The organism is Streptomyces sp. NBC_00872, assembly GCF_045161915.1.
Taxonomy (GTDB): Bacteria; Actinomycetota; Actinomycetes; order Streptomycetales; family Streptomycetaceae; genus Streptomyces.
The window spans coordinates 1,916,942-1,932,245 of sequence record NZ_CP108806.1; the positions used below are offsets into that span (position 1 = coordinate 1,916,942).

The 15,304-nt window shown below is 70.9% G+C and carries 13 protein-coding genes; 6 read left to right on the forward strand and 7 right to left on the reverse strand.

Features of this window, described 5'->3' with window-relative positions; genetic code table 11:
- Window positions 1-19: 19 nt before the first annotated feature.
- From OG214_RS08250 to OG214_RS08275, 6 genes are all read left to right on the forward strand, one after another.
- Window positions 20-928 carry an SDR family NAD(P)-dependent oxidoreductase gene (locus OG214_RS08250; RefSeq protein ID WP_405984352.1) on the forward strand — a complete coding sequence of 303 codons (909 nt, stop codon included), beginning with the start codon at window positions 20-22 and terminating at the stop codon, window positions 926-928.
- Window positions 925-1,665, forward strand: coding sequence for a TetR/AcrR family transcriptional regulator (locus OG214_RS08255; protein ID WP_405984353.1), 741 nt, complete (start codon window positions 925-927; stop codon window positions 1,663-1,665). The genes OG214_RS08250 and OG214_RS08255 overlap by 4 nt, the downstream gene beginning before the upstream one ends.
- A gap of 171 nt (window positions 1,666-1,836) precedes the next feature.
- Window positions 1,837-3,555 carry an NAD-dependent malic enzyme gene (locus OG214_RS08260; protein WP_405984354.1) on the forward strand — a complete coding sequence of 573 codons (1,719 nt, stop codon included), beginning with the start codon at window positions 1,837-1,839 and terminating at the stop codon, window positions 3,553-3,555.
- Window positions 3,552-4,994, forward strand: coding sequence for a class II fumarate hydratase (gene fumC, locus OG214_RS08265; RefSeq protein ID WP_405984355.1), 1,443 nt, complete (start codon window positions 3,552-3,554; stop codon window positions 4,992-4,994). The genes OG214_RS08260 and fumC overlap by 4 nt, the downstream gene beginning before the upstream one ends.
- 123 nt (window positions 4,995-5,117) lie before the next feature.
- On the forward strand, window positions 5,118-6,569 hold the full coding sequence (locus tag OG214_RS08270) for a cytochrome ubiquinol oxidase subunit I (protein WP_405984356.1): 1,452 nt from the start codon (window positions 5,118-5,120) through the stop codon (window positions 6,567-6,569).
- Window positions 6,566-7,564: a cytochrome d ubiquinol oxidase subunit II gene (locus OG214_RS08275; RefSeq protein ID WP_405984357.1), complete on the forward strand. Its 999-nt coding sequence runs from the start codon at window positions 6,566-6,568 to the stop codon at window positions 7,562-7,564. Before OG214_RS08270 ends, OG214_RS08275 begins: the two co-directional genes overlap by 4 nt.
- A gap of 14 nt (window positions 7,565-7,578) precedes the next feature.
- Here OG214_RS08275 and sigJ read toward each other — a convergent pair whose 3' ends face one another.
- The 7 genes from sigJ to OG214_RS08310 form a co-directional block, all read right to left on the reverse strand.
- Window positions 7,579-8,526 (reverse strand): RNA polymerase sigma factor SigJ, encoded by a 948-nt coding sequence (sigJ, locus tag OG214_RS08280; RefSeq protein WP_405987454.1) that lies wholly within the window; start codon window positions 8,524-8,526, stop codon window positions 7,579-7,581.
- Window positions 8,527-8,709: 183 nt separating this feature from the next.
- The gene (locus tag OG214_RS08285) at window positions 8,710-9,501 is read right to left on the reverse strand and encodes an SDR family oxidoreductase (RefSeq protein ID WP_405984358.1); all 792 of its coding nucleotides are present in this window, start codon (window positions 9,499-9,501) and stop codon (window positions 8,710-8,712) included.
- On the reverse strand, window positions 9,498-9,830 hold the full coding sequence (locus OG214_RS08290) for a hypothetical protein (protein ID WP_405984359.1): 333 nt from the start codon (window positions 9,828-9,830) through the stop codon (window positions 9,498-9,500). The genes OG214_RS08285 and OG214_RS08290 overlap by 4 nt, the downstream gene beginning before the upstream one ends.
- Before the next feature lie 90 nt (window positions 9,831-9,920).
- Entirely contained in the window at window positions 9,921-10,442 is a 522-nt protein-coding gene (locus OG214_RS08295) for an O-acetyl-ADP-ribose deacetylase (RefSeq protein WP_405984360.1), read from the reverse strand.
- A 13-nt stretch (window positions 10,443-10,455) separates the two neighbouring features.
- A complete protein-coding gene (locus OG214_RS08300; RefSeq protein ID WP_405984361.1) occupies window positions 10,456-11,871 on the reverse strand; it encodes a phytoene desaturase family protein in 1,416 nt (471 codons plus the stop codon).
- Window positions 11,872-12,105: 234 nt separating this feature from the next.
- Window positions 12,106-12,999 carry an inositol monophosphatase family protein gene (locus OG214_RS08305; protein WP_405984362.1) on the reverse strand — a complete coding sequence of 298 codons (894 nt, stop codon included), beginning with the start codon at window positions 12,997-12,999 and terminating at the stop codon, window positions 12,106-12,108.
- 199 nt (window positions 13,000-13,198) lie between these two features.
- Window positions 13,199-15,076 carry a gamma-glutamyltransferase family protein gene (locus tag OG214_RS08310; protein ID WP_405984363.1) on the reverse strand — a complete coding sequence of 626 codons (1,878 nt, stop codon included), beginning with the start codon at window positions 15,074-15,076 and terminating at the stop codon, window positions 13,199-13,201.
- Between the last annotated feature and the right edge of the window lie 228 nt (window positions 15,077-15,304).

Genomic DNA, 15,304 nt, shown 5'->3' on the forward strand with positions numbered 1-15,304 from the left:
CCGACCGAGGAGTTCTGTCATGGGCAAGACCATCGTGATCACGGGTGCCGGTTCCGGTTTCGGAGCGCTGGCCGCGCGCGCCCTGGCCGAGGCGGGGCATACCGTCTACGCCGCGATGCGCGCCACCACCGGACGCAACGCCGGCCGTGTCGCCGAGGCCAAGTCCTACGCGTCCGAGCACCAGGTGGACCTGCGTACGGTGGAACTCGACGTGCTCTCCCAGGAGTCCGCCGACGCGGCCGTCAACACCGTTCTGGCCGAGGCCGGTTCGCTCGATGTGGTGATCCACAACGCCGGCCATATGGTGACCGGCCCCACCGAGGCCTTCACCCCGGAGGAACTGGCCGCCGTCTACGACACGAACGTGCTGGGCACCCAGCGCGTCAACCGGTCCGCACTGCCCCATCTCCGCGCCCAGCGGCACGGACTGGTCCTGTGGATCGGCTCCACGTCCACCCGCGGCGGCACCCCGCCCTATCTCGCCCCGTACTTCGCCGCCAAGGCCGCGATGGACTCGCTGGCCGTCTCCTACGCCGCGGAGCTGGCCCGCTTCAACATCGAGACCTCCATCATCGTGCCGGGCTCCTTCACCTCGGGCACCAACCACTTCACCACCGGCGGACATCCCTCCGAGCAGACCGTGATGCCCGCGTACGAGGCGCGCTACGCGGGTCTGATGGACCAGGTCTCCCGGCGTCTGGCCGCACTCGCCCCGCCCGGCGCCGATGTGTCCCAGGTGGCGGACGCCATCGTCGAGGTCGTCGACACCCCGCACGGCAGCCGGCCCTTCCGGGTCCATGTGGACCCCGCGAACGACGGCTCCGAGGAAGTGAGCGAGGTCGCCGACCGTATCCGCGCCGAATTCCTCACCCGCATAGGCCTGGAGGACCTCCTCACCCCCCACACCGCCGGCTGGTCGCTCCCGTGAGTACGCGGGAGCGGATCCTGGAGGTGGCCGCCGATCTGGTGGCGCGGTCGGCGAACGGTGATGTCTCCGTACGGGCCGTGTGTGAGGCCGCCGGGGTGGGAGCGCCGGCGCTCTACCGGAACTTCGGGGACAAGGAGGGGCTGCTGTCGGCCGTCGTGGACCAGGGCTTCGACACCTACCTCGCGACGAAGAAGCACCACAGTCCCCGCGCGGACCCCGTGGAGGATCTGCGCGACGGCTGGGACAGCCATGTGGACTTCGCCCTGCGGAACCCCAACCGGTACCGGCTGATGAACTCCCCCGCGATGCGTACCCCGCCGGGCGCGGCTCTGGAGTCCCACCGGATCCTCGAACGGGACCTGGGACGGGCGGCGGCCCGGGGCGGACTGCGTCTCACCCCCGAACTGGCCGCGCAGGTCGTCATGTCGGCCAATGTCGGTGTGGCCCTCATGCTCGTCTCCCGCCCCTCGACCTTCACCGACCCGAGTACATCGCGCCGCGTACGTGACGCCGTGCACGCGGCGGTCCTGGCCCCGGAGGGCACCGGCCCCGGCACCGCCTCCGCCGACGACTCCCCGGACGAATCCGACGGTGCGGACAGTGCGGACCGGACACAAGTGGCCTCGGCGGCGGCCCGGTTGGGTGCCCTGCTGCACCGGTCACCGAGTTCGGTGCTCAGCACCACCGAGGCGGCCCTGATGACCGAGTGGCTGAACCGGCTCTCGAACACTCCCTGAGGCGCTGAACCATGAAGCGCTCGACGCGCTGAACATGAAGCGCCGGACCATGAGAGGGGTGTCACCGTCCGCCACCGTACGTACACCGGGCCCATGACCCGTCTGGGCGAGCGGGGCGCAGCGAGGGGAGTGACGATGGACATGTGCCGGACCTTCGAGAGGAGTGTTCCCGTGTCCCAGGCCCTGCCCCCCGTTCTGTCCGATCCGCTGACCAACCGCGGCACCGCGTTCACCGAGGAGGAACGCGAGAGACTCGATCTGGTGGGGCGGCTGCCCGATGCCGTGCTGTCCCTGGACGAGCAGCTCCGGCGCGCGTACGAGCAGCTTCAGCGCCAGCCCGACGCGCTGGCCAAGAATGTGTATCTGGAGCAGTTGCACGACCGTAACGAGGTTCTGTACTACCGGGTACTGGCCGACCATCTCGCCGAGTTGCTGCCGATCGTCTACGACCCCACGGTGGGGGACGCGATCAAGCGGTACAGCCATGAGTACCGGCGTCCGCGCGGGGTGTATCTGTCCATCGACCACCCGCGGGACATCCGGGCCGCGCTCGAACACCAGGGGCTGGGCCCCGACGATGTGGACATGCTGGTGGTCACCGACGCGCAGGAGATCCTCGGTATCGGTGACTGGGGCGTCAACGGTGTGCAGATCACGGTGGGCAAGCTCGCCGTCTACACCGCGGCGGCCGGTCTGCACCCCGACCGCTGTATCCCCGTCGTACTGGACGTGGGCACCGACAACGAGACGCTTCTCAACGACCCGCTCTATCTCGGCGTACGGCGCGGCCGCACCCGGGGAAAGCCGTACGACGACTTCATCGGCGCCTATCTGGCGACGGCCGCCGACCTGTTCCCGCACGCCCTGCTGCACTTCGAGGACTTCGGGCCCGGCAACGCCCGCCGCATCCTGGAGCAGAACGCCGACCGCTACCGGATCTTCAACGACGATCTCCAGGGCACCGGCGCGATCACCCTCGCCGCTGTCGTCTCCGCCCTCGAAGTGACCGGAACGGCCTTCCGCGACCAGCGCGTGGTGGTCTTCGGGGCGGGCACCGCGGGGGTGGGGATCGCCGACCAGCTCGTGGCGGCGATGGTCCGGGACGGTCTGGACCCGGCCGAGGCGGCGCGGCGGGTGTGGCTGGTGGACAAGCAGGGGCTGCTCACCGACGACATGGACGATCTGCGGGACTACCAGCGCGACTACGCCCGCCCCGCCGCCGAGGTACGCGACTGGTCCGGCCGGACCGGTATCGATCTGCTGACCACGGTGCGCCACGCACGGCCCACCATTCTGATCGGCACCTCCACCGCCCCGGGAACCTTCACCCAGGAGGTGGTGACCACGATGGCCCGGCATACCGAGCGGCCGATCATCTTCCCGCTCTCCAATCCCACCGAGCGGATCGAGGCCATGCCGGCCGACATCCTCGCCTGGAGTGACGGCAAGGCGCTGACCAGCGCGGGCATCCCGGTCGACCCTGTCGAACTGAACGGGATCCGGCATGTCATCGGCCAGGCGAACAACGCCCTGCTCTATCCGGGGCTGGGGCTGGGCACCGTCGTCTCCCGGGCCCGTCGGGTGACCCCCGGCATGCTGCTGGCCGCGGCCGAGGCGGTCGCGGGCCAGGCACGGGTCGGCGCCCCCGGCGCGTCCCTGCTGCCGCCGGTGTCGGATCTGCGCGCGTCCTCCGCCACCGTCGCCGTCGCCGTCGCGCGCGCCGCGATCGCGGAGGGTGTCGCCGAGAACGCTCCGGAAAATCTGGTGCAGGCCGTCCAGGACGCGATGTGGCAGCCGCGGTACGGACCCCTTCCCGGCCTTTCCGGATCTTCCGGCCCTCCCGGCCCTCCCGGCCCTCCCGGCCCTCCCGGCGAGGGGAGCGCGCGATGAGCGGGACCCCGCCGGTGGTACGGGATCTGCCGATCGGGATCGACGCGGAGGGCACCCGTACCGAGCGTGACTCACTGGGCACGGTCGAGGTGCCCGCCAACCGGTACTGGGGCGCGCAGACCCAGCGCTCGCTGATCCACTTCTCGATCGGCGACGACCGGATGCCCAAGGCCGTCTACCACGCCTACGGCCAGGTGAAGAAGGCCGCCGCCCTGGTCAACGGCCGTGACGGCCGGCTGCTCCGCTGGCAGTGCGAGCTGATCGCCAAGGTCGCCGACGAGGTGATCTCCGGCGCTCTCGACGAGCACTTCCCGCTCTACGTCTGGCAGACCGGCTCCGGCACCCAGAGCAATATGAATGTCAACGAGGTGATCAGCAACCGGGCGATTCAGCTGGTGGGCGGCACCCTCGGTTCACGTACCCCCATCCACCCCAATGATCATGTCAACATGGGGCAGTCCTCCAACGACACCTTTCCCACCGCGATGCATCTCGCCACCGTACGGGCCCTGCACGACGACCTACTGCCCTCCCTGGCCGCGCTCGCCCAGGCCATCGAGGACAAGGCCGTCTCCTGGCGCGATGTCGTCAAGGTCGGCCGCACCCATCTCCAGGACGCGGTCCCCCTCACCGTCGGCCAGGAGTGGTCCGGCTACGCCGCACAGCTCGCTGACGCCCATGAACGTGTCCGCGCCACCCTGCCCGCGCTCCACCAGCTGGCGATCGGCGGGACGGCGGTCGGTACCGGACTCAACGCGCCCGAGAACTTCGGTACGGCGGTGGCCGCCGAGCTGGCCCGCCAGACCGGCCATCCCTACACGGTGGCCGCCAACCATTTCGCGGCTCAGGGCGGACTGGACGCGATGGCCGCAGCCTCGGCGGGACTGCGCGCGGTCGCCGTACCGCTGATGAAGATCGCCAACGATCTGCGCTGGCTGGCCTCCGGCCCGCGCTGCGGACTGGGCGAACTCGCCCTGCCCGCCAATGAGCCCGGCAGCTCGATCATGCCCGGCAAGATCAACCCGACCCAGTGCGAGGCCATGGTCATGGTCTGTATCCAGGTCCTCGGCGAGGACAGTGCCGTCGCGCTCGCCGCCAGTCAGGGCAATTTCGAGCTCAACGCCATGCGTCCGGTCATCATCAGCGATGTGCTCCACTGCGCGCGGATCCTCGCCGACGCGAGCGAGAAGCTGCGGGTCTACTGCGTGGAGGGCACCGAGCTGCACCGCGACCGTATCGACGAGGACGTCTCCCGCTCGCTCATGCTCGTCACCGCCCTCTCCCCCGAGATCGGCTACGACCGGGCCAGCGAGATCGCCCACCGGGCCGCCGAGGAGAACAGCACCCTGCGCGACACCGCGCTGGCCACCGGCTATCTCAGCGCGGAGGAGTACGACCGGATCATCAACCCCCGCGCGATGGCCGGACTCTCCGACTGACACCCACGGAGGGGACGCCTGCGCCCCGGCCCGGTTCGGCCCCCGGTCACCTGAACGGGTGTCGCTCGCCGTCGGTCCGTGTCGCCGGACCACCGCGCCGACCTGCGCGTGGACGATGCAGGAATGCCATCCTCCACTTACGCTGCCGGGATTCTGCTCCGGGCCGCGGCTTCGGCCGGTGACCCGCCGCAGCTGCTGCCCGCCCGGGAGCAGATGGCCTTCACCCTCGGCTTCCACATCATCCTGGTGCCGTTCGGGGTGGCGCTCACCGCCCTGATGCTCATCGCCAACTACCGCGGTCTGCGGCACGGCGACGAGCAGGCGCTGCTGCTGGCCCAGCGCTGGTCGAAGGTCGCAGCCGTACTGGTCGCCGTGGGAGCGATCACCGGTACGGTGCTGAGCTTCGAACTCGGCATCCTGTGGCCGGGGCTGATGGGCAAATACGGCGCCGCCTTCGGTTTCCCGTTCGCGATCGAAGGCATCTTCTTCTTCCTGGAAGCGATCTTCGTCTCGATCTATATCTACGGCTGGAAGCGGCTCCCGCCCTGGGTGCATTTCTGGACGGGCGTACCGGTGGTGCTGGCGAGCATGGGCGGCACCGCCTCCGTCGTGGCGGCGAACAGCTGGATGAACCAGCCGGGCGGTATCACCATGCGCGACGGCCGGGTCGTGGAGGTCCGTCCGGCCGAGGTGTTCTTCAACGGGGCCTTCTGGTTCGAGACCGTGCATATGCTGCTCGCCGCCTATATCGTCGCCGGTTTCTCCGTGGCGGCGGTCTACGCGGTCGGCATGCTCAGAGGACGCCGGGACCACTACCACCGGGTCGGCTTCCTCATCGGATTCGTCGTGGCCGCCGTCGTCCTGCCCGTACAGATCTACGTCGGTGATGTCGTCGCCCGCCAGGTCTTCCACAGCGAGCCCGCGAAGTTCGCCGCGCTCGAACTGCTGCCGGACACCGGCACCCATGTCCCCGAGACGCTGGGCGGCGTACTGATCGACGGCGAGGTGCGCTACGGCCTCAGGATTCCGGACGTGGCTTCGCTGCTCGCCGGGTTCCGTCCGTCCACGAAGATCCGCGGACTGGACGCGATCGCCCCGGCGGTACGTCCCGACGACGCCACGGTGAGCGTCGTCCATCTCGCGTTCGACATCATGGTGGGAACGGCCAGCGCTCTGCTCGCCCTGGTCGTCTGGTTCGCCTGGCTGTGGTGGCGCCGACGGCAGATGCCCACCAACCGGTGGTTCCTGCGCTGCGCCGCCGTCAGCGGAGTCGTCTCCGTGGTGTGTCTGGAGAGCGGCTGGGTGGTCACCGAGGTGGGGCGGCAGCCGTGGACGGTGGTCGGTCTGCTGCTCACCAGGGACGCCGTGGCGACCCAGGGCAATCTCTGGCCGTTCTTCTCCGCGGTGCTGGTCATCTATGTCGCGGTGGGCACCAGCGCCGTACTGATCCTGCGGTCCCTGACACGACGATGGCGAGCCGGCGGGGGTGAGGGGGACGACGAGGGGCTGGACGTCCCCTACGGTCCCAACCGGCCGCTGACCGACGCGCACACGGAAGAAGGCCGGCAGGCATGAGTGACACCGTCTCGGTCCTGCTGTTCATCGGCGTCATCGCCTACGCGCTCTTCGGCGGCGCGGACTTCGGCGCCGGCTTCTGGGACCTGACCGCCGGCGGAGCGGCGCGCGGCAGCAGGCCACGCCGTCTCATCGACACATCGATCGGCCCCGTCTGGGAGGCCAATCACATCTGGCTGATCTACTGCCTCGTCATGCTGTGGAGCGCTTTCCCCACCGCGTTCGTGGCCATCACCACGACGCTGTACATCCCGTTGGGCCTCGCCGCGCTGGGAATCGTCCTGCGGGGCGCGGGCTTCGCCTTCCGCAAGGCCTCGATGCGCACACCCGAACAGCGCATCTACGGCGCGGCGTTCGCACTGTCGTCGGTGCTCACCCCGTACTGCTTCGGCAGTGTGGCCGGCGCCATCGCGTCCGGCCGGGTGCCCACCGCGGGCCAGGGCGATCCACTGGGGAGCTGGAACAACCCGACCTCCGTCCTCGGCGGAATCCTGGCCGTGTCGGTGTGCGCCTATCTCGCCGCGGTGTATCTGACCGCCTCGGCACGGCAGAGCCGGAGCCGGCCGCTCGAAAGGTGGTTCCGCCGCCGTGCGCTGCTCGCGGGGGCCGTCACCGGTCTGGTCTGCCTGGCCGGGATCTTCCTGCTCCGGGCCGACTCCCCTCGTCTGTTCCACCAGTTGAGCCATCGCGGGCTGCCGCTGCTCATCATCTCGGCGCTCTGCGGGCTGACCAGCCTCTTCCTGCTCAGCCGGGAGAAGCCCCTCGCCCTGCGCATGCTGGCCGCCCTGGCCGTGGCGACGGTCGTCTGCGGCTGGGGCGTGGCCCAGTACCCGTATCTGCTGGGCACTCATCTCAGCATCGCCGAGGGGGCGGCGCCGACGCCCACGCTCTGGGTACTCACCGGTGTCGCCTGCGCCGCCGGGCTGCTCGTCGCCCCGTCGCTGGCGGCCCTCTACATCCTCCAGAACCGGGGAAGGCTGGAGTCACGGACCTGAGTCACCGCCACCCGTCAGGGGCCGTCCGCCGTGCCGTCCGCCGTGCTGTCAGCCCCGATGGGTGCCTCGGTCGGCGACTCGGTGGGTGCCTCTTCGGTCCACGCGTGGAGCTTGTCCGGGTTGACCACCAGCCACAGATCGGTGATCAGACCGTCACGGACGTCCATGGTGAGGGCGGCCATGGTGGTACCCGTGATACGGACCGTCAGGGCAGGGGCGCCGTTGACACCGTCCTCCACGACTTCCATCCCGGGTTCCTTGCGCATGAGACCGAGGAAGAACCGGGCCACCTTGTCCCGGCCGACGATCGGACGCAGGGCAGACCGCACCTTGCCGCCGCCGTCACTGCGCGATTCGACGCCGGGGTCGAGGAGGGAGACGAGGGCGGCGAGGTCGCCGGTCTCGCACGCCTCACGGAAGGCGGACACGACCCGCCGGTGCTCCGGTGCCTCGGCCCTGGGGGGCCGCCGGTGGGCGATACGTCTGCGGGCGGAGGCGGCGAGCTGGCGGCAGGCTGCGGGGGTGCGGCCCACCGTCTCGGCGATCTCGGTGAACGGCATGCCGAAGACATCGTGGAGGACGAAGGCGACGCGCTCCGCGGGAGTTATCGAGTCCAGCACCACGAGCATCCCCATGCTGACCGATTCGTCGAGGGTGATCCGGTCGGCCGGATCGTCCCCGCCTTCGCCGTCCGCGCTGGTCCATGTCGCACCGGACCGGACGGGCTCGGGCAGCCATTCACCTGTGTAGCGCTCACGGCGGACCCGCGCCGAGGCGAGATGGTCGAGACAGATGCGTGAGGCGACCCGGGTCAGCCAGGCCAGCGGTGCGTTGATCGCCTCCTGCTCCGCCTCGGACAGGGCGTACCAGCGGGCGTACGTCTCCTGGACGACGTCCTCGGCGTCCTGCACCGAACCGAGCATCCGGTAGCCGAGGTTGAGCAGCCTGCGGCGCTCGGTCATGAGGGAACCGAGGGTGGGGTCCGGCCCGGGTACGAGGTCCTGCGCGGGTACGAGGTCCTGCCCGGGTACGAGGTCCTGCGGGCGTCCAGGCTCCGGTCCTGGTACGGGAACCTGTCCCGGTCCGGGGTCCGGCGCGGGTCCGGGGTCCGGCGCGGGTCCGGGTGGCGTGGGCATGGCGGTTGTTCACCCTCCCTGCGCGACGGACCGGGCGAGCCAATCGTCGAAGGTCTGAGCGCCCCGGGGGCCCGGTCCCGTCGGTAGCTGCCCGTCCCCCGCCATGGCGGCGCCCGCCGCGCCGGGGAACTTCACCGGCAGCAGCAGCCGTCGCCGTCGCTGGGCCCGCAGCAGCCTGCGCACCATGTCGACAAGCTGTTCGACACGCGGGCCGGCGAGTTCCGGTGCCATGCCCTGCGGCGGGCCGAGGACGAGTCCCACGAGGTGCTGGGCCACTTCACGCGCCGCGATCGGCTGCGTATTCATCCGGGGCACCACCGCGAGGGGCCTCGGGAACTGGTCGACGGTCTGCTGGGCGAACTCGTGGAACTGTGTGGCGCGCAGCACCGTCCATGGCACCCGCCCGCTCTTCACCCGCTCCTCCTGGCGGAGTTTCCCCTGGTAGTAGCCATGGCCGACCCGGTCGATACCGACGATCGACAGCGCTACGTGGTGCCGTACCCCGGCCCGCGCACCGGCGTCCAGAAGGTTGCCGCCGACGGCTTCGAAGAACGAGATCGCCTTCCGGGCGTTCATGGTCGTCACATTGCTCACATCGACGACCGCCTCAACGCCCGCCATGGCCGCGTCGAGTCCCGCGCCCGAGACCAGGTCCACGCCCCGGGCTCTGGACAGCACCACCGGTTCGTGGCCCGCCGCGGACAGTTCCTCGACCACATGCCGTCCGACGAGCCCGGTTCCGCCCGCCACCGCCACCCGCATGCCGGGCCCCTCCTCGCCGATCTGCTTCCCGTACGTCATCGTGTGCCCTCCCGTCCGGCGCGCTGCCGTCCGCCGCCCTGCCGTCCGCCGCCCTGCCGTCCGCCGTCCAGCCGTCCGGACGTCAGCACGAACCGGTTGTCCCGTACATGGCGCAGGGTGATGACCGCCAGCACCGCCAGCGCCAGGAACATGGCTCCGTCGTCCTTGGCGAGATGCTCGTTGTAGGGCCCCAGCTGAGGCAGCCGGCTCCGCCCGAAACCGGGGAAGTTCTCGTACCACGCCTTCGGGGAGAAGTAGGCCCAGAGGCCTGTGTACAGCCCGCTCACGGCCAGGAGGCCGAGGGTGGCGTACCGGATTTTCGCGCTCATACCCCTATGACGAAACAGCGCCCGCCGATGTGAGGTGAGGCGGCGCCGTAAACGGGGAAAGCGCCACCGCCCTGCCCGGTCGGGGCTCTCTCAGTCCTCGGCGGCCAGCGCCGCCTCGAAGAGGCCGTACGCGTGCTCGTCGAAGAGCACGAACCGCACGTCCTCGACCGGTGCCGTCACGGACTCTCTCGCCGTACGGACGGCGATCCGGGCGCCGTCGTCCATCGGCCAGCGGTAGATCCCGGTGGAGATCGCGGGGAAGGCCACGGACGTCGCGCCCAGTTCGGCCGCGACGCGCAGGGACTCGCGGTAGCAGGAGGCGAGCAGGCCGGAGCGGTCCTCGGTGGCGCTCCACACCGGGCCCACCGTATGGATCACCCACCGGGCGTCGAGGCGGCCGGCCGTGGTCGCCACCGCCTGGCCGGTGCGGAGGCCACGGCCGTACCGCGCGGCGCGCAGGGCGCGGCACTCGGCCAGGATCTCCGGGCCGCCGGCGCGATGGATGGCACCGTCGACACCGCCCCCTCCGAGCAGCGAGGAGTTCGCGGCGTTGACGATGGCGTCCACCCGCTGGTCGGTGATGCTTCCCCGGATCAGCGTCAGGACCGTCATATGGAGCGCCTCCTCAGATCTCGCGCAGCCGCCGCCAGACCGCCTTGGCCGCGTTGTGCCCGGACATGCCGTGCACACCGGGACCCGGCGGGGTCGCGGAGGAGCAGATGAATACGGCGGGGTGCGGGGTGGTGTACGGGGAGAGGGAGATCTTGGGGCGCAGCAGCAGCTGGAGTCCCGAGGCCGCGCCGCAGGCGATGTCCCCGCCGACATAGTTGGGATTACGGACGGCCAGCTCGGGCGGTCCCGCCGTGGCGCGGGCCAGGACGCGGTCGCGGAATCCGGGTGCGAAGCGCTCCAGCTGCCGCTCGACGGCGTCGGTGAGATCGCCCCGCCAGCCGTTGGGGACATGGCCGTACGCCCAGAAGACATGTTTGCCCTCGGGCGCGCGGGACGGGTCCACCAGGCTGGGCTGGGCGGTGATCAGGAACGGGGTCTCGGGCGGCCGGCCGGCCGCGACCCGCCGAAGCGCCGTGCCGATCTCCCCGCTGGTGGGGCCGATCTGGACGGTCCCGGCCCGGCGGGGCTCCTCGGCCGTCCAGGGCACGGGGCCGTCCAGCGCGTAATCGATCTTGAATACGCCCGCTCCGTAGCGATAGCCGTCGTACACGCGGCCGAGACCCGCGATACGGGCCAGGGCGGTGGGCGAGGTGTCGAAGACATAGGCGCGGGCGGGCGGCAGCTCGTCCAGGCGCTTGACCTCGTATCCGGTGTGGACCGAGCCGCCCAGATCCTGGAGATACGCGGCGAGCGCGTCGGAGATCGACTGCGAGCCGCCGCGCGGCAGCGGCCAGCCGCCCTCGTGCGCGGCGAGCGCGAAGATCAGTCCGACGGCGCCGGTGGCGATCCCGCTCAGCGGGGCTATGACATGGCCGACCAGCCCGGCGAAGAGGGCACGGGCCTTCTCGTCGTGGAAGCGGCGCGTGAGCCAGGTCGACGGCGGCAGCCCGGCCAGTCCGAACCGGGCGAGGGTGACGGGGTCGCGCGGCAGCGCCGTCAGCGGCAGGGACATGAAGTCCCGGGCGAGCGTGTCCCATTTGCCGAGGAAGGGCGCGACCAGACGGCGGTACGCGCCGGCGTCACGGGGCCCGAAGGACGCGGCCGTCTCGGCGACCGAGCGGGAGAGCACCGCCGCCGTGCCGTCGTCGAAGGGATGCGCCATCGGCAGCTCGGGGTGCAGCCAGTCCAGTCCGTACCGGCCGAGGGGCATCGTCCCGAAGACGGGCGATCCGATACCCAGCGGATGCACCGCCGAGCAGGGGTCGTGGCGGAAGCCCGGCAGCGTCAGCTCTTCCGTCCTGGCGCCCCCGCCCACCGTGTCCGCGGCCTCGAACACAGCCACCGAGAAGCCCCGCCTGGCCAGCTCGACGGCGGCGGTGAGCCCGTTGGGTCCCGCCCCCACGACAACGGCATCGAGCATCGACGTCACCTTCGGACTCCTTCGTAGCCGATGGCAAGAGGCCCCAGGATATTCCGGGGCACCGACAGCCCGAGGGCGGGTACGGTCCGCGACGGCCATCGCAGCTCCGTCCCCGGTGGCCTCGCCTCCGGCGCCCGGCCGCGCGGGCCGCGTGGCCGTTGGCCCGAAGCCCGCTCCCGCGCCCCGCTCATGCCCCTTCCCGCGCCCCCGCTCACCCCTTCCCGCGCTTCCCGCGCTCCTTACTCACGCTCCCGCCCCCGTCAGCAGCCGCTCCCGTATCCGCCGCGCCGTGGTCTCGTCGCGGGCGGCGGTGAAGGGCAGTGTGTTGCCGCCCGTGATACGGAACGGCTCGCCCGTGAGCGTCGACTGCGCGCCACCCGCCTCCATCACCAGCAGCAATCCCGCCGCGTGGTCCCACGCCAGCTCCCAGTTGAAGGCCACCGCGTCGAGCTCGCCCCGCGCGACGGCCAGATATTCGAGCCCCGCCGAGCCGCACGCGCGGGCTTCGACGTCCTCGGTGCGCAGCCCCAGAAGGGCGCGCTTCTCGGCGTCCGTGGTGTAGTCCGGATGGGACATCGCGACCGCCAGCACCGCGCCGGGCGCGGGTGCGCCGGAGCGCAGCGGGACACCGTCGAGCCAGGCGCCCCGGCCCCGTACGGCGATGGCCATCTCGTCCAGCGCCGCCGCGTAGGTCCAGGACGCCAGCACCTCGCCGCCCTGCGCGAGGGCGACGAGCGTGCAGAAACCCGGCTCGCCCCGGACGAACTGGCGGGTGCCGTCGACCGGGTCGACGATCCATACGGGCGCCTCCCCGCGCAGCGCGTCGTACACCGCCGGGTCCGCGTGGACCGCCTCCTCACCGACCACCACCGAGCCGGGGAGCAGCGCGGTGAGGGCGGCGGTGAGGTGTTCCTCCGCGCGCCGGTCGGCGATCGTCACCAGATCGTGCGGACCGCTCTTCTCGACGATCTCGTGCGCGGCGAGCTGCCGGAAGCGCGGCATGATCTCGGCGGCGGCCGCCGCGCGTACCGCCTCCTCGACGGCGGACACATGGAGCCCATGGGGCATCCCCTGTCCCGTCGCCCCGTCCGCGGTCTCCCGCAGGGGAACCGTTCCGTACACAGCGTCATCGATCATGTCCACCAGCCAACCACGCCCCTGTGACACTGCGGAGGGCAGCCTGTGCGACAGCACGCGTAACAGCTCGGGGATCTGCGGCGTCCTACGACTCTCGCCGTGCCCGGGGACTCCCGGCGCGCTACAGGACTCGCGCGTGCCACGGGACTCTCAGCGTGCTGGGGACTCTCAGCGCCCTACGGCATACTCCTGCGGACTCTCAGCGCCCCACGGCATACCCCTGCATGCCACGGGCATTCGCCGCGGCCGACAGGACGCCGGTCTCCGGGTCCCGGGCGACCGCGCACAGCCGCCCCTCGGACCAGGACTCACCGATGGTCACCGCATGGCCGCGGCGGCGCAGCTCGTCGATGACGTCCGGGGCCATGCCCGCCTCCACGGTCACGCTCCCCGGCCGCATCCCGCGCGGGTAGAAGGAACCGGGAAAGCTGTCGTTGTGCCAGTTGGGCGCGTCGATGGCGCCCTGGAGATCGAGCCCGCCACGGACCGGCGCGCGCAGGGCGAGGGCCAGGAAGAAGTGGAACTGCCACTGGTCCTGCTGGTCACCGCCGGGTGTACCGAAGGCCAGCACCGGTACTCCTTCGCGCAGCGCGAGTGACGGGGTGAGGGTGGTACGGGGCCGTCGGCCGGGAGTCAGTGAGTTCGGGAGACCGGGGTCCAGCCAGGCCATCTGGAGCCGGGTGCCGAGCGGGAAGCCCAGTTCGGGGACGACGGGGTTGGACTGGAGCCAGCCGCCGCTGGGCGTGGCGGCGACCATATTGCCCCAGCGGTCGACGATGTCGACATGGCAGGTGTCGCCACGGGTGGCACCGTCCTTGGCGACGATCGGCTCCGCGACCGCGAGGGCCGGTTCGCCGGCGGCGACGGTCGGCTCCGCGAAGGCGACGGTCGGCTCCCCCACGCCCGCCACCGCCGGGAGACCCAGCGGGTCGAAACCGGGCTCACCCGCGGCGACGGCGGTGGCATGGGCGCTGAGGACCGGCGCGCGCCCCTCCGGACTGCCGGGGCGCAGTTCGTACGAGGCACGGTCACCGATCAGCGCGCGGCGGGCGGTGTTGTACGGCTCGGAGAGCAGGGCGGCGAGCGGTGCGTCGGCGGCGTCGCCGTACCAGGCCTCCCGGTCGGCCATGGCGAGCTTGCAGCCCTCGATGAGCTGATGAACGTACTCCGCCGAACCGTACGCGGGCAGATCGGCCGCGCGGGACGGCAGCAGCGCCAACTGCTGGAGGAAGACGGGCCCCTGGCTCCAGGCCCCCGCCTTGCAGAGGGTCCAGCCGTCCCACTCGTAGGTGGCAGGCGCCTCGTACGCCGCCGACCAGCCGGCCAGATCGGCCCCGGTCAGGGTGCCGGTGTGGTGCGAACCGCTGGTGTCCATGGTGGGGGTGGCGGACTGGCGCAGCAGCGCGTCCGCGATGAAGCCCTCACGCCAGATCGTACGGGCGGCCTCGATCTGCGCCTCCCGGTCCTCGCCGGCCGACTCCGCCTCGGAGATCAGCCGGCGCCAGGTCGCCGCGAGAACGGGATTACGGAACAACTCCCCCGGCGCCGGTGCCTTGCCGCCGGGGAGATAGACGTCGGCGGAGGACGTCCACTCGGTCTCGAAGAGTTCACGGACGGACTCGACGGTCTCACCGACCCGTTCGACGGGCGCGTGGCCGTCCTCGGCGTATCCGATGGCATAACGCAGCACTTGAGCCAACGACTTGGTGCCATGGTCACGCAGCAGCACCATCCACGCATCGAAGGCACCGGGCACAGCGGCGGCCAACGGCCCGGTGCCGGGAACCAGTTCGAGCCCCAGGGAGCGATAGTGCCCCATGGTCGCACCGGCGGGCGCCGGACCCTGCCCACAGAGCACCCGCACCTCGCCACCGGCGGGCGCGAGAATGATCGGCACCTCTCCCCCGGGCCCGTTGAGATGCGGCTCGACGACATGCAGAACGAAACCGGCGGCCACGGCGGCATCGAAGGCGTTCCCACCGTCCTCCAGCACAGCCATCGCGGACTGCGAGGCGAGCCAGTGAGTGGAGGACACCATGCCGAAGGTCCCCTGAAGGGTGGGCCGGGTCGTGAACATCCCTAGGTCACCTCACTGTTGAACCGAATCAACCACACCGACCAGCGCCCACAAACCTCACGGCCAGAACCCGGAAAGTCCACACCAGGCCCCCGTTCATCAGACCACCACCAAGCAGCGTATCCCCCACGTGAAGTACGTACGGCAGCTGAGCACCCACACCTGGCGTTCGACCTGAACGACCCCATACGCATGGATCGACATCGTCCGAACCGAGTGGTAAGGATG